Annotated in this window: 15 protein-coding genes; 2 read left to right on the forward strand and 13 right to left on the reverse strand. The window is 42.3% G+C overall.

The window, feature by feature from the left end; genetic code table 11:
• Nucleotide 1: 1 nt before the first annotated feature.
• The 8 genes from ACZ8ZH_RS13295 to ACZ8ZH_RS13330 form a co-directional block, all read right to left on the reverse strand.
• Entirely contained in the window at nt 2-1,495 is a 1,494-nt protein-coding gene (locus ACZ8ZH_RS13295) for a surface lipoprotein assembly modifier (RefSeq protein WP_119064246.1), read from the reverse strand.
• Between the two features lie 70 nt (nt 1,496-1,565).
• Nucleotides 1,566-2,384 (reverse strand): Slam-dependent surface lipoprotein, encoded by an 819-nt coding sequence (locus ACZ8ZH_RS13300; protein ID WP_087527941.1) that lies wholly within the window; start codon nt 2,382-2,384, stop codon nt 1,566-1,568.
• A gap of 329 nt (nt 2,385-2,713) precedes the next feature.
• On the reverse strand, nt 2,714-5,926 hold the full coding sequence (locus ACZ8ZH_RS13305) for a TonB-dependent receptor domain-containing protein (protein ID WP_119064244.1): 3,213 nt from the start codon (nt 5,924-5,926) through the stop codon (nt 2,714-2,716).
• Between the two features lie 494 nt (nt 5,927-6,420).
• Nucleotides 6,421-7,182, reverse strand: coding sequence for an energy transducer TonB (locus ACZ8ZH_RS13310; RefSeq protein ID WP_171405806.1), 762 nt, complete (start codon nt 7,180-7,182; stop codon nt 6,421-6,423).
• Nucleotides 7,179-7,625, reverse strand: a complete 447-nt coding sequence (gene tolR / locus ACZ8ZH_RS13315) for a protein TolR (protein ID WP_086208627.1) — start codon at nt 7,623-7,625, stop codon at nt 7,179-7,181. Before tolR ends, ACZ8ZH_RS13310 begins: the two co-directional genes overlap by 4 nt.
• A 12-nt stretch (nt 7,626-7,637) precedes the next feature.
• Entirely contained in the window at nt 7,638-8,336 is a 699-nt protein-coding gene (gene tolQ / locus ACZ8ZH_RS13320; RefSeq protein ID WP_049590884.1) for a protein TolQ, read from the reverse strand.
• 113 nt (nt 8,337-8,449) lie between these two features.
• Nucleotides 8,450-10,429: a phytase gene (locus ACZ8ZH_RS13325; RefSeq protein ID WP_119064242.1), complete on the reverse strand. Its 1,980-nt coding sequence runs from the start codon at nt 10,427-10,429 to the stop codon at nt 8,450-8,452.
• A gap of 76 nt (nt 10,430-10,505) precedes the next feature.
• Nucleotides 10,506-12,992: a TonB-dependent receptor gene (locus ACZ8ZH_RS13330; RefSeq protein WP_086208629.1), complete on the reverse strand. Its 2,487-nt coding sequence runs from the start codon at nt 12,990-12,992 to the stop codon at nt 10,506-10,508.
• 324 nt (nt 12,993-13,316) lie between these two features.
• Here ACZ8ZH_RS13330 and ACZ8ZH_RS13335 point away from each other — a divergent pair, with 324 nt between their 5' ends.
• Together ACZ8ZH_RS13335 and ACZ8ZH_RS13340 are read left to right on the forward strand one after the other, a co-directional pair.
• Nucleotides 13,317-14,243, forward strand: coding sequence for a diguanylate cyclase domain-containing protein (locus ACZ8ZH_RS13335; protein ID WP_119064240.1), 927 nt, complete (start codon nt 13,317-13,319; stop codon nt 14,241-14,243).
• On the forward strand, nt 14,240-15,241 hold the full coding sequence (locus ACZ8ZH_RS13340; RefSeq protein ID WP_005234808.1) for a helix-turn-helix transcriptional regulator: 1,002 nt from the start codon (nt 14,240-14,242) through the stop codon (nt 15,239-15,241). The genes ACZ8ZH_RS13335 and ACZ8ZH_RS13340 overlap by 4 nt, the downstream gene beginning before the upstream one ends.
• Nucleotides 15,242-15,314: 73 nt before the next feature.
• Here ACZ8ZH_RS13340 and ACZ8ZH_RS13345 read toward each other — a convergent pair whose 3' ends face one another.
• From ACZ8ZH_RS13345 to ACZ8ZH_RS13365, 5 genes are all read right to left on the reverse strand, one after another.
• Nucleotides 15,315-16,040, reverse strand: coding sequence for a hypothetical protein (locus ACZ8ZH_RS13345; protein WP_110974972.1), 726 nt, complete (start codon nt 16,038-16,040; stop codon nt 15,315-15,317).
• Nucleotides 16,040-17,551, reverse strand: coding sequence for an alkaline phosphatase (locus ACZ8ZH_RS13350; RefSeq protein ID WP_119064238.1), 1,512 nt, complete (start codon nt 17,549-17,551; stop codon nt 16,040-16,042). Before ACZ8ZH_RS13350 ends, ACZ8ZH_RS13345 begins: the two co-directional genes overlap by 1 nt.
• A 14-nt stretch (nt 17,552-17,565) precedes the next feature.
• The gene (locus tag ACZ8ZH_RS13355) at nt 17,566-19,182 is read right to left on the reverse strand and encodes an alkaline phosphatase (RefSeq protein WP_119064236.1); all 1,617 of its coding nucleotides are present in this window, start codon (nt 19,180-19,182) and stop codon (nt 17,566-17,568) included.
• A gap of 218 nt (nt 19,183-19,400) precedes the next feature.
• Nucleotides 19,401-20,186, reverse strand: coding sequence for a 3-hydroxybutyrate dehydrogenase (locus ACZ8ZH_RS13360; protein ID WP_119064234.1), 786 nt, complete (start codon nt 20,184-20,186; stop codon nt 19,401-19,403).
• 37 nt (nt 20,187-20,223) lie between these two features.
• Nucleotides 20,224-21,648, reverse strand: coding sequence for a GntP family permease (locus ACZ8ZH_RS13365; RefSeq protein ID WP_119064232.1), 1,425 nt, complete (start codon nt 21,646-21,648; stop codon nt 20,224-20,226).
• Between the last annotated feature and the right edge of the window lie 155 nt (nt 21,649-21,803).

Below are 21,803 nucleotides of genomic sequence, written 5' to 3' on the forward strand. Positions count from 1 at the left end.
TTTAAAATTTGTACTCAAACTTTAAGCTTAAACTTTGCTTATCATTGCTATATAGCCAGTCTACATTGCTTTTATTTTGGTTATAGTTGTAGGTTAAATTGGGGGTCAGACCATATAGTGTGAATTTCGGCATTTGCAGTACCGCTGTATAATTCTGTTCAAAATCATGACGTCGGGTATCAAAACCAAAACCGTTGACATATTGATCGTACTGTCTCCAACGTAAAGAGCTAAACACAGTCAAGTTGATTCCATCTAGGATCGGTTTACTCAACCCAAAGCGAACTCCTTGTTGCTCATAGGCTGCAAAATACTGCTCCTCGGTATTGTGATCGACATAGTCTAATCCTGAAAACAACGTCCACTGCTGTGGTAGAACTTTCCAAAAGGTCAGAAATATCGACGTTTCAATGCCACTCTGTTTTTCATATAAGATATGATCGACATCTTCAATTTCTGCTTCCAGTTTTAAGGCTTTATCCTGTCCGATAAAGCGCATCCATTCTGCCCGCATACCATAAGCATTTGACAAAGTATCATTGGCATAGCGCCGATGTTCAAACACAGGTGCAACTAAAATTTGATTACGTGGGTTTTGAAAACTATAGCCTGCATTAAAATTGAGCGTGGTTTCATTATAGTCGCTTTGCTTTTGATAACTTTTTCCATAACCCAACGCCTTGAATGCAAATCCATGCTGCCCTACAAGTGACCAGCGTTTACTGATGACTGTTTCATAGTCGAATGCACTTGCATCAATCGGATCTGGAGTACCTTGCTTTAAGTCACGAATAATATATTCACCATTTGCATCCACCCCGACAATGGTGGGTACCAGTGTATAGCGCTCGGAAGAATTATTAATATTGGTTGCATGACGTATCCCCAAAGCTACATTGCCTTGCCATGTATCACGTTGATCTAAAGTTTTTAAATATGCGTCGATGCTGTGATTAATATTGTGACTGATTTGATCATTTGCCCCCGCTAAATGCTGTTTCACTTGTTCAAACAACTGTTTGGCTTCTTTATTTTTTTGTTGTTCTGTCCATAATCTTGCCAATTCCAAACGAATCATCATATTTTCAGGCTGCAATTCTAAGGCCTGCTGAAATAGTTGCTCGGCTTGTTGCGCCTGACCTTGTACTCTTGCCAGTGAAGCTTGCGCAAAATAAGCCAAAGACAGGTCATGATCTTTAAAATTTAAATAGCGATTTAAATAAATCTGAGCAGCCTGCCACTGTTTTTGCATGACTGCAATGTATAAAGCACGTCCAACCTCCTCCACATTTGGCTGAACTTGGACGGCCTCCCCATCAATCACCATCGTCGGTAATGGATGAGAATCTATGTTTTGTTGCTGTTTGAACTGCTGTTCTATTTGTAATTGCTGTTGTTGTAATTCTTGGTTCAAACGCAACTGAGTGTCATCATCTGCTGCATATATATGTTGTTGACTTAAAAAGAATATGCCAATTAACCATTTTTTTTTCATTACTCACACTCAAAAGATAAAACATAGAAATATGAAAGACCTACCGAAGTAAGTCTTTCACGCCTTTCAATTAGGGAGTATATGAAGTCTGAACACCACCAAAGGCTGTATCTAAATTACGGTCATCAAACTGGGCAATACCCGCTAAAGAACCAGTATTGGTCGCTTGGTTACCAAAGAAGTGACCCGATGCATCACCTGCGATTGAACCGTTTGCAGTCGCAGTTCCATAGAAGCTTGCTGAGCTTGCATCAATATCAGCATTCACCTGTAGGCTGCTTACCGTTCCTGTACCTGTTAATTGGCCCGTCAAAGTTGCATTATTGAAGTTTGCTGTAAAGGTATTGGCACCTGTGGCAGTCAAGTTGTTTCCATTGTTAATGCCACTCACGCTATAGGTTGCAGTACCTGCATTCGGTACTGATGCGCCAGTATTGTTGCCAATATAGAAAACTGTACGGGTTGCTGCATCAGCAGCACCTGTATAGTTTCCAGCACTGTCTTTCACCTCTTTGGCCCATTCGCCAAACCAAACATCATTGCTTGCAGCGGGGCTTACATTCTTGAACTTCCAAACACCGAGACCTGTATGTGGAAATGGAATACTGGCCAAATCAATCCCTGCAGCCAACCCATAGATGCCTGTTGCAGGATCATAAGTACCGCCATAATTTGGATTATTAATAAAGCTAACCAGATGATCTTCAAATGATGCTTTTAAGTTCAATAACTGACCTTGGACACCCCCTGCTGCTGTGCCAGAAAGGTTATACGCTGAGCCCAATAACAAATTGGTCGTGTCCGATTGACCATAAACCAAGGCTGCTTGTGCAGAACCCATTACGCCCAATGAAGCAATCATTGCCAGTGTAAGTTGCTTAACTTTCATTTGTTCATTTCCTTTTATTTAGAATTTAAGATCATCAATAATTAAATGATAATCTTAATGATTATTATTTACATATTTGGATTGTATTTATGCTTGATTCAATTCTCTAGATGTAAAGCATAAAAAAGATCGGGCTATGTAAATTGTCAATTAAACTGTACGAATACAGTTTTGTTATTTTCCATACATCCACATGTGAATACATGGACTTGCTACTGAAGGTTCAGCCTATATAGAGTGCCCAACCTTCGGTATTACTTTGAATATTTCAAAACATTCAGCTTTAAAATATTCATATATTAATCAAGGTAATAACCTTCTATTTCAAATTAAAACTTATAGCTCAATGCCAATTTAAAGGCACGACCTGGAGCCGCAACCGCAGAACGGGTTAAAGGATCCAAGTAGTATTGATTGGTTAAGTTGGTACCAATTAGATCCAGACCTAAATGCTCACTGTGTTGGTAGTGTGCATAGGCATCGACGGTTAGCGTGTCATCCCATTGCAAAGGTGCGTTAAACCAAGCCACCAATTCAGTTCCAATATAAGGATGGTCATAGCCTTCAAAATAATTCAGACGTGTGCCTAGCTCTAATTTGTTATCCAATAACCGTGTGCCGAGGGTTAGGTTCGCTTGGTATTCTGGTAAGGCCATATTGACCAAATAACCTGTTGGGAAACCATAATTGATACAGGTTTTTGCTACACCCGACATAGTCATGGCGTCTAGACTGGCAAGCAGACCTGAACTTTCATCGCAGACTTCATTTTTTGAGTTATAAACCAAGGATAAATCGGTAAAGTATTTACCATTGTCAAAACGCCCTGAAAACTCATAGCCTTCGACTGTCTGTTTATCAATATTGCTAAATTTCAGTTGGTTATTACGTTCAATTACATCTTCTGTTTTATTATGAAAATATGCCAGTTTGATGTCTGCATGCCCTTTTTGTAAGTTAAACAAATCCTTCATGTTATATACATAAGCCAGTTCAAAGTTGTGGGCATGCTCGGGTTTTAGATCATAACCTGACTGTGATGCCGAAAACCCTAAAGTCGTTTCAAACATGCTCGGCATGCGATAGGCTTCAGTATAGTTAATATAAAAACGGTTGTTCGGATTCAATGTAATGGCTGCCGAAACAGCAGGTGCCCAATTTTTATGGTCTTTTTTCTTTTTCACCACAGTTGAGTTAGTCTCTGTGACTTCAGAAGAACTGACATCAGGCTGACCATTGGTATTGAGCGCCAAGTCTTTTTGACTTAAGTCGACTGTTCCATTTAAGAATGGATTGTTCTCTGCATGAAACTTGCCATCTGCGTCGGCATACCAGTAATGTACCCCTTTAAATTGATAGGCTTTTCCAATGGCACGTTTGGCGCGGTTGCGTAGCGCAAGATTAACGCCCCCCCAATCATAAGCAAAAGCTCCATTTTGATCCATTTCATCAAACATTTCTTGGGTATAGACATCGACGTTTTCCGTATAAGACAGTTTCTGCCCAATGGTCCGTGTGGTTTCCGATAAACCCGCAATGCTGTCTTTATTGCCATTTAAAAAGTCATCAAAAGAACTATACGAAACCGAGCGGGCGCCTGCCGTTAAGTTCAGCCATGACGTCGCCTGCCAATCAAAGTTAAACCAATATTGATTTTCTGAACGATGTCCTGCTCGTGGCAACATACGAAAAGCAGAGGTGCCCTGACTATCGTTGATATATTCATCTTTGGTGGTCAGTTTTTCACGCGTTAAATCCGCTCCAACAGTTAAACTTAAGGCATCCATAAAGTTAAACTTGTTGCTGAGACTCACGCCCTTATGAGTGGTTTTGGCATCGGTAAATGCGGTGTCAAGAATGGTAAAACCATCACCTGGACTTCTGTCTCGAACACCATCTCCATCACGGTCAACATTGGCTTCCCAAACATAGTCCCGTTTTGAAATCCAGTTCACGAAACCACCTGCTGAATAGGTTTGTGATTCTGTATCGGTCTGAAATAAGTTTGCACTGAAATCAAGCCAACGGCTATTTTCAGGGTTAAATCTATATTTTAAACTATAAGCCTTCGTACTTACTTCGCTGACAGGCCACTGTGGAACATTATCCTCCGTCTGCCACATAATTCGCGAAGGCATAATTTCGCCATAAATGGTGTTGGTATCTCGATAGGTCAGTTGTAGCGCATGATCATCGTTTGGTCGCCAGTTCCCCTTTAATAGCCAAGATTCCATACGATTAGAAGTATTGGTGACCTCATTGCCCGGTTGCCAGACCGTTGCCATATAAGGTACCAGCCCTGTATTGTAATCAATGTTGCTACGGTCGCCCTGCTTAAAAAAGTCACTATTATGCTTTCCTGCAAAGTAGTTGCCACGGTCTCGATAGGCATAAGCTGCAAGCAAATCAAATTGATCTTGTTTGGTCGCCACCGCAATACGCAGTGCCTGATCTTCTAAATGTGTGAGTTTATTGTCACTGCTGGTTTTTGGAGTCACTTGACCCAATGGGTCTTCACCATTATAGCTACCGAGCTTATCCCAACCTTTAGATTCTGCGACATCCCGATAATCTTGCCCATGATAAGAATGCATTTTTTGGGCTTTGGTGGTATTCGTCGCGCCTTCTACTTTAATTTCAGCACCATAGCGCTGTCCTTCACGTACAACATCATCCGCTTCTAAAGTCTTAACCGATACCCCACCCGCAATGCCCGTTTTCACATCACGATCTAAAACTGAACCTTTCACTACTTGAATCGAGCTGAGCAAATTCGGATCAATATAACTGCGACTATTGGCACCGTTGTAGCCACGCCAGACCGTCATCGACTGTTCTGTTCCATCAATCGTGACGGGTACACGTCCCTGCCCTTGCATCCCACGGATATTCGGATCTAAAGCCCCACTATTACGAGCATCGCCACTATACACATTCGACATTCCTTTCAGTAAATCTGAAGGCGTCGTCCCTTTAAAACGCTCAATCGCTTCTTTGCCTGCATAGACGGTCGAAATATTTTTATCATAGACATCATCATAGCCTTGCTCATCTCGTTCTTTTTCGCCACTAAAACTAAGGGCTTCGAGCTGTACATGAACAGAGTTTGGGTTTTCCACATCGAGAGCCTGTGTACTTTGCGACTCAGGCAATGCTTGTGCAATGACCTTATTTTGTGCTGTATCTGACTTTGATGTAGTCGGAGCTTCTTTTAACAAATAACCTGTCGCATTTTTTTGCAAACTAAAAGGCGTATCTTTTAATAAATGCTGGAAAGCTTCATCGGCTGTGTATTTTCCGTTTAAAGCAGGTGCTTGGAACAGATTGGTCTTTTTCGGGTCGAGTAACAAAGTCACATTGGCTTTCTGCGCAACCAAATTCAACGCACTGGTCAAATTACCCTGTGGAATGTGGTAATTCATTTCAGCAACTTGTGGTGCCGCTGAAACAGACTGCATAGCCAATGTCGATGAAATGGCTAGTGATATACAGAGACTTAAATATGTCACCTGCTGTTTAAATTGTTTTGATGAATGCCCCATGCCCCGACCCAAAATAAGTAAATGATAATCATTAACCAAGCAAGCGTATATAAATCCCTTGTTTGTATGTATAGAGACGAGTGGCGGATAAAAAACATGCAAAAAAAAATTAATTTAATTTTGCCCCAAAGGAAATAAGCAGAAAAAAATAACGGTTTCTTTCAATCCTAGTAAAAATAAAATAACAAGATTGTGATAGAAAATGAGGTCTTAAGTCTCATGTTCTATATCTGGAAACAGCATGAAATGTAGAATGCAAACGCTCTAGTTTGGGCATTTGTAGTTTTCGTCTTCATTTCACGATGTATAAATAGTCATGTATGGAAAACAAGGCATTTTGATTGGTCAAGTATGCCATCAAAAAAAAGAAGCTTTGTCTCAAGCTTCTTAGCATCATGGCGTATCAGATATATGCTGTACAATGCTCCCAGCCCATTCTGAAAAGAAATGTATGGCTATATTTCTCACAAAATATAAGTCCTAAAACATTCGGTTTAACCTGAGATGCGATATTGGAAGGTATTTTTAACATTCGACACACTGGTCGGTTTACCATCGACGAGACGAGGCTGATATTTAAAAGTGAGTGCAGCCTGAATCGAAGGTCGTACAAACATCGGATGGCAGTCACCTTGTGCCTTTGGATTTTCTACCCGTCCTTTTTCGTTCACGCTATACACCACCGTACAATCCCCCTCCAGCTTACGATCCAAAGCTTGTTCAGGGTAAGCTGGTGCTATTTTTGCAACAGGTTGATAATTTTTAACATCAAATGATTCAGGATGAGTTTGTGCTTTAGGTTCTACTGATTTCTGGGTCTTCGTCTGAGTTGGTATATCCGCTTGAGACTGCGTATCTATTGTTTTCTGAGATTCCGCTGCTGCCGTTTGCTTTTCCGTCACGACTTGCTGTGTCGGTTTAGCCGCTGTAGGTACAATTTTGTTGCTCTGTGACTCTACAAACTTCTTGGTGGTTTTCGGTTGGACTTCAGTAGGTTTCTCAAGCTGTTTTTTGACAGGCTCATGTAAGGGTTTTTCTTCGACTATCGGCTCAGGCTTTTTAGGTTCAGGTTGTTGTTTGATTGGAGGGGGTATTTGCACAAATTGTAATTGAATGGTTTTCGGCTTGGGTTCCGCCAATGTTTCATGCATCTCAACCGTACATAACCATGCAATTAGCGCAATATGCAATCCAGCCGTGACCGACAGAGCTAGGCCTTGATCACGAAACCTAATTTTGGAAACGGTTGCCATCATGATTGTGGTTCCTCTGTCACTAGCCCCAAGTTTGTTACCCCACTTTTTTGCAAGGATGCTATGGCCTGTGCAACCAGTTGATAATCAGCATCCTGATCGGCACGTACATAAAACTGTAAGCTTTTATCTTTTTGAATAATCGGAACGAGCTTTTGTTGCATAGTGGCTAAATCAATGGCCTGATCCGTAACTTTCTCGGTATTCACTTCTGATCCAATATTCCAGTAATACTGGCCATTGGCTTGAATAGATAAGGTTACAATACGCTGCTGTTGTGACGCGGGCATGACATTGGCATCCACTTTAGGCAAATCAATTTGAATGCCTTGCGTCAACATTGGTGCAGTCACCATAAAAATTACCAACAACACCAACATGACATCAATATAAGGAACCACATTCATTTCAGCATTGGGTTTTAATTTTTGAGGACGCTTAATCATGGTTCTTGCTCCTTAACGCGAAGTGCGCTCAGTGTGCCCCAACAAACGATAAATACGCGTTTGCAACTCATTGGCAAAACCGTAATAACGACTGGAAAGCTTGTCAGCACGTGCCGAAAAACGGTTATACGCCACGACCGCAGGAATAGCGGCAAATAAACCAATGGCTGTCGCAATCAGCGCTTCTGCAATCCCTGGTGCAACTGTATTGAGGGTTGCCTGTTCAACGGCAGACAGTCCAATAAACGCATTCATAATGCCCCAGACCGTTCCAAATAAGCCTATATAAGGGCTGACTGAACCGACTGTTGCGAGAAAGGTTAGATTCTGCTGAAGCTTTTCTTCTTCTTCACTGATACTACTGAGTAAACGACGTTCTACCCCATCAATCACATCACTTGTGGTGAGTTGCTCATCTTTGATCAATTGATGGTATTCATCCACCCCATGTTGAAAAATGCTGACAACGCCTTTTTGTTGTTCAGGCTGTTGGTAATCTTGCTGTAAAAGATTGAGATCTTTTTGCTGTCTAAAATTCTTTAAAAAACGGTTCCAAAGCTGCTCTTGTCCACGAAGTAACATGCCGTGACGCACGATTAAATACCAACTTACGACTGAGGATAAAACCAAAATCAACATCACTACTTTTACCAACACACTGGCATGGCTAATCAACATCCAAACTGACATTTGATCCATCGTTGCTTGCATAACGCACTCCAATTTTTTTACTGCATGGTGCAGTACATATATATTTTTAAAATGGGCTGTGATTCTTTAGCAGCCCATGTACTCACTCAGGTACTAAAGTACTAAAGAGTTATTTAGTCCAAATGCAGCGCTTGGGCGATTTTTTCCCAAGGCACATATTTAAAGTTCTGATTGGTTTCAGGCATACGTTTACGTCCGTCTTGCACCACCAACATGCCTCGCTTCCATTTGCCACCAAAATTTAGGGAACTCACATCTAGTCCATCTGTTTCAGACACAGCGTCAATGCCTTTGTCGGTATTGATGCCGATACGAAATGCGCCACGAACCGTGTAAGGTGCAGCGGCATCAAGCACCACAAAGCTGTCATTGCCTTGGCTTGAAACCACCAAATAACTTTGGTTTTTGCCGTGATAAAGTCCCATCCCCTCAATGTCATCATGCATCACCTCTCCTACACCTATCACCTGCTGCATAGGAAGCTGAGTTTTTGGGTTGAGATCTTTTACCCACACCGCGACATCTTCTTCACCCAAGAAAATACGCCCTGTGGCATCGTCTACGACACAGCCTTCAGGTTGAGTTTTCACTGAAAAACGTTGTACTTCTTCAGCCCGTAATTTTTGCTGTGCAGCCGTGATCTGGTATTGAACAAAAGTCCCGTTTTTATCGTTGGGAATGGCATAAATTTCCCCTTGAGCATCGCGGTACATGCAAATGCCATAAATATCATCCAATGTGGTTGCTAACTCGCCAAGCACAGAAACCTTGCCCGTTTTGGGTTGAATCGCAAAGAGATGCAGGCTGTTATGGTCACGGTTTGATGCGACAGCCAAATCGACTGTCTGATTGCCCCATTTAAAACCGTGGCGTACATCGACATTATTCAATCGCCCTACAGGCAAGTACTGTACCGTTTTGCCTTGTAAGTCTGTGACCTGTAAGCCACCTTGTTTGTCTGTCGCTAAAATACGGGACTGACTCGGCTGCGCAGCGTTATGCCAAATCGCAGGATCATCAGCCGCATCCCCTGTACTTGGCACACCCTCCGTCTGCACTTCTGCTGGAATAGTGATGATATTTTGGGCTTTGGTCTGGGTCTGCGTTTCCCATTCCACATCTGTCACTTTCACGGTTTTATCATCTAAAATCAGCAAGGATTTATCAGTTAAATTACCTTGAACACTCAAAGTCTCTGCTTCTTTCACCGTGTCTAGTTGTAAAGGCGGCTGTGCTTTCCATTGCTTATCTTGCTTTTGATAACGATAAAGCAAAGGTTTTTCTGCATCGAGTACCGCGACATGATCATCTACAATCGCAATTGCAGAAGGTGAACCTTGAATCGAACCAAAGGGTTGCACGAGATCCACCGCCTGACGCACCATGTCTGCTTCAGAATGAGCTGGATATGCCCAAATGCCAACATTCGCTTCATTAATAAACAACTCTGCTGTGGCATCATTCACTTTGCATACACTACTAGCAGGTGGAAAACTGAGACGGCGTACCAACTGTGGTTGAACCAAAGCCTTCTCATGCTGAGCCACCAACCATTGTTCACCAAGCCCCTCTTCACCTACTAAAAAAGCAAAACTCAGCCCTTGAGCATCGGTATATAGGCAAACATCTTCAGACTTAAATGAACGCTTTGGAATAAAACTAGGCTTGTCCCATGCTTTATTTTTTAAGTTCATGCTCATCAGTTGAATTTGCTGTTGTTGCAAATTCGACGCAGCAATCAATAAACGCTCCGAACCAATCCGATAATCAAAACGCCCAAACTGACCTTGAATTTGATGTAGTACATTTTGTTGATCATCTAAAATTTGTAGCCCTTTATTTTTACTGCTCAACAGTGCGGCAACTTCAGGCCATGCACTCAAGGTTAACCATTGCACATCCTCAGTTTTCGCCCCATTCATGTCGACTTCACGTAATTGCAACTTCGCTGCCATAGGCTGATCTATTGGTATTTCAACCGAGCTTAACGACTGGCTATTTTGCGGAGCTTGGGGCACGCTGTGCTGACTGCATGCGCTCAATAACAGCAAGCAACTGCTTAAAGCAGACCATTTAAAAGATGAAAATTTCATAGAGATACTCAAAATTGGGCAAGGAACCTCAGGTCTGCTTCTGTTGAGCAAACCTGAGTACTAAATTTAATTCGACTTAAAAATGGGTATAGGTCAGTGCCAGTTTGTAAGCTGGGCCATACTCTTCATATTGCGCGTTATAAGCCTTAGAACCTGCATAGTTGTAATAATGCTCATCGGTGATATTTTGTACATCAAACTTGAGCTGTAAGTTTTTAGATAAGTTCACATGACTACTAAAATCAAGGAAGATTTGGTCATCGGTATAAATATCTTTTTCAGGCGTATCAATGTCACCAAGTTCATACAGATAACTCGATTTATAATTTGCTGAAAGTCGTACACCAAAACGTTCATTTTCCCAGCCAAGCATCGCATTCGCCACCACATCCGACTGATTTGGCAAATGAATACGACGATTCAGAAGTTCACCATCTTTCATCGAATCAATATCCGCTTCTGACTTACTAAAGGTGGTATTTAAACCCAACAAGAACCCGTTCCATGGTGCTCCTAAGTGGTCAAATTTTTGAGAATAGGCAAACTCCATTCCATAGAGTTTGGCACTTTGACCATTTTTATAAGTCACAGCTTCATCAAAGTCAGCCCACTGACCTGTCCCTGCAATATTGGTGTTATAGATAAAATTGTCGATATCTTTATAAAAACTATAAAAACTCACCATACTGGCTTTGCCAAAATACTTTTCTACACCCAAATCAAAGTTAGAAGACTCTAAAGGCTTTAACATTGGGTTACCAAACTCAGCTTCATCACCATCTATGTAAACACCTGGCGCACTTTGCGCAAAGTTCGGACGCACGACACTATTGGTCCATGCCGCACGCAGGTAGGTATTGTCCGCCAATTGATAACGCAAATGTAAGCTTGGCAACCAATGATCATAGTCATTTTCATATTTGGTCGCAGTGATCACATCATCATTAAACTCAAAACCACGTGCTTCAAAGTTGGTATTTTCATAACGTAAACCAGCAATCACACGCAATTGATCCAAATCAATCGTATTCATGACATAAGCCGCTTGTATGTCTTCATTTGACTTAAAGTCATTAATGATGGAGCCATCCGCAACCACATAGTCAGCAGCGTTTAGCCCATTTATTTTGTCCTGAATGGCATTTTCATTGATGCTTGGACCAAACTGTCCCAGTTCATAGTGACTGTTTGAATTGAAATCTGAACTTGATGTGCTGAGGTTTTTATATTTCCACTCATCGGTATTATTGGTTTTCTCACGTTGACTGATTTTGCCCCCAAACTTCAATGCAGCAGCATAATTCCCCAACATATAGTCTTTTAAAAAGTCTAATTTACCGTTGTATTCTTTATCGGTGGTTTTAGACTTTTCCCACGACACCGAATCTAGCTCATAGTTGGCAGCATCATAAAAATCTTGATCTGCTGTTACAACTGGCTTTTGGGTACTGCTAAAGCCAACATTGCTAAACTCAGCTTTATATTTCGCCCCTGAAATACCGCCTGGGTTTTCCTCCGATGCTTCGCTATAACCGAGTTGGCCTTCAACAGTCCACGTGCCGAAACCTTGCTTGCCCCCTAAAACAAAGGACTGAATTTCTTGCGTTTCAACACGACTTTTTAATGAGCGAGTGACTTCGGCATCTCCACTTTGCCCTGCAAGTTGTGGATCGGCAAATTCAACTGAAACTTCTTGACGCGATTCGGTATCTTTAAATCGGCTATATAACGTTCTTAAATAGTATTCGCCTGTGTCATTGGGGCGGTAATCAAAATTCAGCCCTGCACCAATGCGCTCACGCTCGATGTCATATTGGCGCATTGCGGTTTCTTCAAGTGCGTCGCCATCCCAAGCCCCACCCGTTTCAACATTGTCCGAGCCAAATTTTCGGTTTTGATAACTCAGTGCCAGCGCTACCCCAAGGTTGTCTTGCCCCTCACCAACACTGAAACGGTTACTGATGGCACCCGATGCTTTAGGGCTATATTTTTCCCGTTTTTCATCATAACCACCTTCAACCGTTCCCGTATAAAACAAACCGTCATGGTCAAAGGCTGATAAACTTTCGACTTGCACCGTACCGCCTAATGAGTTGGCATCCATATCCGGTGTCAGCGTTTTCACCACAGCCAAAGACTGCACCAGCTCTGATGGTAAGACATCCAATGCCACGCCACGGCGATCGCTTTCAGGCGCGGGAACCAAAGTACCATTGATGGTCACTGCATTTAAGTCAGCACCTAAACCACGAACTGAAACAAAACGTCCTTCGCCTTGGTCACGCTCTGTAGATACACCCGGTATCCGTTGCAACGCTTCTGCGGCATTGTCATCTGGTAATTGTCCAATGCCATCGGCATGTACGACACTGCTGATTTGGTCGGCACGTTTTTGTTCTTTGAGTGCTTTATCCATACTTGCAGCTTGGCCAATGACCTGTACATATTCCACCGTGTTATCTTCGGCATGTAGATGCGTCATGCTCAGCATTGACAGGACCAGTGTACTGAGCTGAAAACCCGCACGCTTATGTTTCATGAAACGGCTCTGATTATTTTGCATTATGTTCTTCCCCTCAAGCCAAAGTGGCATGGTTTGAACGCACAATAGAAATTGAATGTGAACATGATGTGACAGTGCCTTTTACGATCTGCCCTTTTTATTTATTTTTGGCCATTTTCAGCAAAAAGTGAGCTAATTTGATCTGTATAGAGAAAATACTGAGCATACAGAATGATGCATATTCACCACAAAGATAGGGTTTTTCAGCATTTTTATTCTCAAAAAGCAAAAATACACTGATCTATTTTGACTCTAGCCTTTGCCATCAAACTGTCATCTAAATCTGTTTAGCTTGGGCGAAAATAAATCATTTCAAAAAATGCTATGCCTAAATACTTTGCTTACTACCGCTGGCCTTTGTTATGTGTAGCGACTGCCTGTAGCTTATCTCTCTGGTTGTTTATCTTACTTGGACAGAGCAAGTCGTTTGCTGAATGGAACTGGGTCGATATTTTAGGTGAAGGGGGAGCAACTGTTTTTATTGGTATTTGGATTTTCTTTATTATTAAAAGCCGTCCTTTGGGCCGTGTAACCAACTATATCTTTTATGGACTGTGTTTTATTTTTTTCCACATGTGGATGGACAGCTTAGATGAGTTTATTCGCCTGCCTAAAGAAATCATGTGGGATGCCTGGCTTGAGTCCATTCCTTTTCCAATTGGACTGTGCCTATTTACCATCGGGATTTATTTTTGGCATCAAGAAGAACTGGCGATTTCTAAACACATGCAAAAACGAGAACGTATTTATCGGGATCATCGTTTATTCGATGCACTCACCCCTTTGGCCGATGCTCATTACTTTAAAACACAGCTCAAAGCTGCAATTGAGCAAAACTTGCATGAACCCAGCGACATGTCCGTCATATTGTTAGATATGCATAATTTTAATCAGATTAATCAAACACATGGTTTTGATGAAGGCACATCTATTTTACAGCATGTTTCACAATTGATTAGCTTAAACTTACGACCACAAGACCTGCTCTGCCGCTTCGCAGGAGATCGTTTTATTATGCTGTTACCAGAGACGAAGCTACAACAGGCTGAAAAAATAGCAGCTCAACTTGAGCGCATGCTTATGGTCAGTGCTTATTATCAACGTGATCTGTCCGAACACATTCCTTTAAAAGCACTCACGACCTGCTGTTCAGTCGGGCAATACCAAACTGCTCAGCAACTTTTGAGTGCCTTAAATCAGCAATTGCTCCAAGTGAAGCAATACTACTCACCAAAGCGAGTCACGGTATGAGCTTTGAATGCGACTACAGCTACATTCCTGCGCATCATCAATTGTCTATTTTAATTGATTTAGCAGTCAGCCATGAGGTCGAACATCACGTCCTACTCAGTGGTAGCGGTATTTTCTTGGAAGATATCTTTTCAGGGCAAAAGCTGATTAGCCAGCAACAGTTACAACAGGTTTTAACAAATGCTGAGCAGTGTTTTCGCAATCAGGACATCAGTTTTTTATTCGGTCAACGCAGCCTAACCACCCCCTTTAATGACGCCATTAAATCCATGCTGTATGCATCGACCTTCGATGAAGCGCTTAGCCGTTATTTAACATTTTCCGCGTCTGTTTCACCGTGGTTATGCCCTCGACTCATGTACAGCCAAAGCCATATTCATATTTATTGGTTAGATGAAAACAAGCTTGAAAATCGCTTTTTAATCGAAAGCGCAATGAGTGCAATACAAGCATTTAGCCGTCAACTGTATCAAACCAAGTTAGCGTGGAAATTCGAATTTAATTTTTCTGAACCGGATTATATTGAACAATATTGGACGCATTTAGGCAGTGCTTTAGAATTTAATCGCCCGATCAACATGATGAGCCTGCCTCGTGACTTGGTCCATGAAAAACTTCCCAATGCCTCTTCGACCTTAGCTGCAATCAGTTATCAACATGCGCTGAAAGAAATGACAGCTCAAAATATTCAACAGAGTTTTTTGCTCAGTTTGCATCAATACTTCATGCAGAATATTCAAAATAATATTCAACTTGAACAAACTGCTGATTATTTTCAAATGAGTTCTGCCACCTTAAAACGTAAACTGAAAAAGCATCAGACCCATTTTCAGGCGCAACTCGATCAAAGTCGTTTGCATACCGCCATCATTTTATATCGTGTGCATGGTTTTAAAACTGAACAGATTTCTCAGTATTTACAAATTAACGATGCCACTAATTTTCGACGTGCATTTAAACGTTGGAGTGGTTTAACAGTACAAGCGGCACAGTCCTAACCACTTATTTTCCCAAAAAAAATCACGAATATTGCTGTTGTAACGCCGAAATTAAAAGTCAAAAACTCATCGGCTAATCACTAAAGTCCGCATAGTCACGTTCGCTGTATTTTTCTGTTTGCGTCCAAGGTGTAGCAACATGTTGGCCAATTTTGCGCACGGTAAAGGTTTTGGCATAGCCTGAGGTCGGTTTGAGCAATTCATATTTTTGAACCAGTTGATCCTGTTCACTCCATATAATATTCAACGTTTGCCCAGCACTGCGTATTTGATAATGCGCTAACTTCGGATCACGTTGAATCAATTGTGCTCGCTTTAAAATGTCAGGATGAATCAAACTATATTCACAGCGCCAACAGTTTTTCATCCCTAGCATTTCTTGATCGACATCCTGCAATTGCACCCGCATTTTTTCATCTGGCAAAATATAAAAACGCTGAAACGGACTTTCTACGTTTGCTTGCCCGACTACATCTTTGCGCTGCATCCACTGAATTGCACTGTCAAAACTCGCATGCTCATGGGTGTCTGTTTTGGCAGACACATGAGCGTTGCTATGTGTCTGGGCTTCGTCAGCATGCGTTTGTGTGTTTAAACGTTCAATCCAAATATTTTGCGCATCTCGAATTATTTTCTCACTGTATTTTTGAATGGTCGTGACCCCATTGGCATCCAACCGTTCAATCTGATAATCAATACGATATTCATCGGCCGACCATACCCATGGACTGAGCAAACTGAAAGACAATGCTAAGAACTTCATTTTGAATTTGAACGGCCGTATTAATCTTGTATCCATTAAAATCCAAATGCCTTTTTCAATTGCTCAAATACCCATGTATTTTCTTGTGTGCCTTTGAAGAGATTTGAATTCTTTCCTTCAGCAAACAGCATCACATCTCCGCCGCCATGTGTTTCGCTTTTCGTCAGTTGTACCCCGACTTCTTGTTTATAGTCGTCAGCAAAGGCTTGCTCGTTGCTAATACTGTCACGAATATCTAAACGCTTGCCCGTACCATTTCCAAAAACGAGCGTCGTTCCTGTTGCCCCATTTACATCGCGGTATGGATTATGTACTTGGCCATCAGCCAGCACTTTGCTGTAAGCATTTTGCTCTTTTGCAATATTATAGTCATAGCTCAGCCCCAAAATACCTGGATTAGTCTCCGTCGTTTGGCCCGTTCGTGCGGCATAACCATTAAAGGTCATCACATGGTCATGGTCTGCCGTCACTACTATCAAGGTATTGCTCAAATCCACTTTATCCAGTGCAGTTTGAATTGCATCATTAAATGCCTTGGTTTCCTGCAATGCCCGTTTGGCATTATTGGCATGTAGCGCATGGTCAATACGCCCACCCTCAACCATCAAGAAATAGCCTTGTCCATGACTCTGTGCTTGCAGTGCATCAATCGCTTTACTGGTCATCACCGCCAGACTCGGTTCAGTCTTTATATTGTTCTTGAGTCGATCCAAATCAAAATTTAAATGCGACTGTGTGGAGAATACGCCGAAAATTTTCTGAGTATTGACCGTCTGTGCCAAATCACTTTGGTTTAAAACGGTTTGATAACCCTGCTGTTTAAACTCTGCCAATAAATCACGACCATCCAAGCGCCCTTTGGGGTTGGAGACTGCATCATAAGGCGTCCAGTGATTTAAGCCGCCTCCCAGAAGGACATTAATGCCATCCAATAAGTTTGGATTATAAGCTTTACCTTTTGGAACAGCTTGAAGCGCAATATCGTATTGCGCATCACGGTGACAGATATGTGCATAGGTTGCCGCAGGTGTGGCATGGGTGAGTTCAGTCGTCGTCACTACGCCAACCGCTTTTCCCTGCTTTTTTGCCAGTTCTAAAATACTTAACGCAGGCATCCCTGCGACCATACTACTGCCCTGTTCTGGACAACGGTTGATGGCTTTCGCTAAGCTTTTGCCATTCGGCAATTTTCCATCTTCAGGTTCGACCGCAACCGTTCCTGTTGTCATGGCAATCACTTCATTTTTATTTTTCTGCCCAGTCATATAGGCGCCCATAGAGGGAGCGCTATCTGTGGTTTGACCATCCTCAGAATAGGTTTTAATCCGTGCTGCGTGCTTCATGCTGTCCATGGCCAGTTTGCCATTTTCCCCCACAGCATAAATACGACTTGCCGTCACTGTGGTTGGTCCCATGCCATCGCCTAAAAAGAATATAACGTTTTTCGTCGGTGTAAGTGTGGTGTCAGCAGCATACAAAGCACTTGAAGAAATCGACGCTGTAAGCAGAAGCATCATGTATGGGATGGTTTTTAAAGTAGGTTTCATGTGATATCCCTCTGCTATAAGCCTGTGATCTTACGAATGAGGTGATTGACCTCAATATTTTCAAGGCTCCCTGAGAACTGATCTGCCCCCTGACCAATCGCACCTAAAAACACATCTGCACCGCCATGTGTTTCTTTATCTTTATAGCCCGTTTGAATCACAGCTTCTTGTTGGAAATCATCCGCAGCAGTGCCCGTACACCAACCCGTTTCAGCCAAAGGATAGGTGAAACTATATTTTTCACCTTGCGGTGCCTTTGGCCCTTGTACTGGATGACAGACATCAGTGTCTTTTAAGTTCAGTACCAAGTCATCCATACGGTTTTGAGTGGGGCGTTTTTTGCCCGTACCAAAACCGATAATCGGATAAGCTTGACCATGAATATCTTGAGCAAAGCCCGCTTGATCATAGTTTTTTACCAATCCAAGCACACTGGTTTCCTTACCTTCGACGTATTTTCCTGTGCGCTTGGCATAACCATTTAAAACCAAGGTGTGATCATGGTCGGCCGTGATTACAATCAGTGTATTTTTAAGTTCAGGATCACTTTGTTTAAGCTTTTGAATGGTTGCTTCTAAAGCATCATTTAAGGCAATCGTGTCTTGTAAAGCACGTTTGGCATTGGTGTCATGCAACGCATGATCTATACGCCCGCCCTCCACCATCAGGAAAAAACCTTTTTTATTTTGCGTCAGGATGTCTAAAGCAGACAGCGTCATTTGCTTGAGACTTGGCTCTGCCAAGTTTTTCTTGGTGCGATCCAAGTCGTAATTTAAATGGCTGTGATTAAATAAACCCAATAATTTTTCATTTTTCGCCAGTTGCACTTGGGAGAGTTGGTTTTCATCAAAAACCACGCGGTAGCCTGCCTTTTGCATCTCGGTAATTAGATTGCGCCCATCAGTACGTTCTCCACCTGCATCTTTAGGCAAAAATTGACGCTTACCTCCACCTAAAACAACATCGACTCCATCTTTGAGTTTGAGGTTATAGCGTTGATAATCATCGCCTTTTGAACTCGGGACCAACTGTGATGCAATGTCATTTTCAGCATCACGGTGGCATATATGCGCATAAGTCGATGCAGGCGTGGCATGCGTGATCCGCGTCGTGGTCACAACCCCTGTCCCCCAACCCTTTGCTTTGGCTAATTCGAGTAAAGTCTGTGTGTTTTGCTTATTTTGGTTTTGTGGGTTAGTAGCGCACTGGTTATTCCCTACTGAGTCAGGTTCAACCGCAATTGTCCCTGTCTGCATCGAGATCACCTCGTTTTTCATCTTCACACCAGTCATGTATGCGCCCATCGAAGGTGCGCTGTCCGTGACTTGTGCATCTTCAGAAAAGGTACGAACAAAAGCAGACTCAGGCAGCCGATCAATCGCCAACTGACCATCTTCACCAACAGCATAAATACGTGAAGCGGTAAGCGTGGTAATGCCCATACCATCACCCAAGAAAAAGACCACACGTTTCGGTTGTTGGACTTTTTCTTGTTGGAGCTGTTGCGCTGTATTGGCCTGTTGATTTCGCGTTATCGTCGTACTTTGACAAGCGGTAAGCAATAAAGCGCTGAAACTTATACATGCCACGCTGATTGTTTTTAATTGGAATTTTTCAAGAGAACCGAGCATGGCATCAACCCATCTAAAGATGGCTGAACCATACACCGCAGATATTTAATTAAGATTACAACAGTACACAAACTTTAAATTTTCTTGGTACTTAGATATTTTTATCACGTTTCACAATGATTTTTAGTTGGGTACTTTTACAAAATCGGGCACTATAAAAAAACCTCGGATACGAACATCCGAGGTTTTTTTAATTTTTAAACCTATACTGAGGCAAATTATTGCGCGGTATAGCCACCATCCATCACCACGGCTTGACCCGTTACACCACCCGCCTTATCACTAGCAAGGAAGATCGCATAATCCGCAATTTCCTCTACACTGAGTAAGCGTTTTTGTGGCACCATCGCCAAAATTACATCTTCTAATGCACTTTGTTCGCTGACATTTCGGGTTTTAGCCAAGTCATGAATTTGACCACGTACCAACGGTGTATCGACATAGCCCGGACACAGAGCATTCACCGTAATACCATCACGCGCGCACTCTAAAGCCGCAACTTTGGTCAAACCAATCACGCCATGCTTAGCACTGTTGTAGCCAGCCTTGCCAGCAAAGCCAATCAGACCATTAATCGAAGCCATGTTAATCACACGACCAAACTGTTGCGCTTTCATGATGGGAAATGCGTACTTGATACCAATGAACGACCCCACCAACATGACATTAATCAACTTTTGATAGACTGCGGTTGGAAAGTCTTCAATCACTGCAACATGCTGAAAACCTGCATTATTGATAAGAATATCCAAACGACCATAGGTTTGCTGAGTCAGTTCAATCGCAGCTTTATAGGCTTCTTCATCAGTCACATCGCAAGGTGCAGACAATGCTTCAAAGCCTTGCTTTTGAAGTGCCGCCACAGTTTCAGCACACTTCTCTGCATTCATATCAGAAATGACAACTTTGGCACCTTCACTGGCAAATTTCTTTGCAATTTCATGTCCAATACCGCTGGCTGAACCAGTAATAAATGCAACTTTATCTTTTAACAGTTGACTCATCATGTACTCCGTTGTCTTCTTTTTTCATTCCAAAGTCTTAAACAATACCAAACCAAGTAAAGGCAGCAATGGCAACAAATACCGCGATGGTTTTAATAATGGTGATAGCAAAAATATCTTTATACGATTGTTTATGGGTTAAACCTGTGACTGCCAACAAGGTAATCACAGCGCCGTTATGCGGTAAGGTATCCATACCGCCAGATGCCATCGCAACAATACGGTGCATGACTTCAGGTGGAATTCCCATGGCTAGAATCGCAGCATTGTACTGATCGGCCATCGCACTTAGGGCGATACTCATCCCACCAGAAGCTGAACCTGTCACGCCTGCTAAAACTGTCGTGGTGACTGCACCATTGACCAGCGGATTGGTAAAGGTATTACCCAATGCATGACTAATGATCGCAAAGCCTGGTAAGGCCGCAATGATCGCACCAAAACCATATTCAGATGCAGTATTCATCACTGCAAGTAAAGACCCGCCAATACTGGCATTAACGCCATCTTTAAAGCCCGTATAGACACGGCGGAAGTCAAATGAAATGGCTGTGATAATGCCCACAATTAAAGCCAAGCCCACGGCCCAAATGGCAGAGGTTTTCGCAACATCGACCGTGTAGGCTGCAAGTCCAATCGCATTAAAGTCAAAACCGTTTGGATACCATTCTTTAATCGCAGTGGATAAATACTTATTGGTCACGGCAACTAAAATGAGCGGTACAAAAGCCAACCATTGACGTGCGGTAGAACCATTCGACGTTGTATCTAAGTTTTGCTTCAGTTGTTGTTGCTCGGCTTCAGTCAGCTCAATACCTGTGGCATAACCATCGCCATTTCGAGCAGCTACACGGCGACGCCATTCCAAATAGCTCAAGCCCGTTGCTAGAACAAATACCGCACCAATCAAACCGAGAAAAGGCGCTGCATAAATGTCTGTACCAAAGAATGTAGTTGGAATAACGTTTTGAATTTGTGGGGTTCCCGGCAAGGCATCCATGGTAAACGTAAATGCACCAAGGGCAATGGTTCCCGGAATCAAACGCTTTGGAATATTGGCTTGTCTAAATAGTTGATTTGCAAATGGATAAACTGCAAAGACCACCACAAAGAGACTGACACCGCTATAGGTTAAAATCGCCCCTAAAAGCACAACGGTTAACATTGCATTTTTAGAACCAATCAGGTTCACAATGGTTTTGGCAATGGATTCTGCAATCCCTGACATTTCAACCACTTTACCGAAGATGGCACCGAGTAAAAACACCAAGAAATAATCTTTAATGAACCCAACCATTTTGGGCATAAACACGCCTGAATAAAAAGGCAAAACGTTAGCAGGGTTAATCAGTAAAACCGCCAACAAGGCACAAATCGGTGCCATAAGAATTACAGAAAAACCTCTGTAGGCTGTATACATCAGTAGCCCAAGAGACAATAAAATTACACCCAAATCCCACATATTTTTTACTCCATCCTTAAAGAAAATATGTCTTGATGTGCTGTGATATTAATGGCGAATGATGTCAAATGTAGTTGAGTCACAGTACAATCAACCTGTACTGAAAGTACCCTATACGTATCCATAGACCGTCTATTTTCCATCATGACGAGATG

It is taken from the genome of Acinetobacter sp. SW-226, assembly GCF_055632855.1.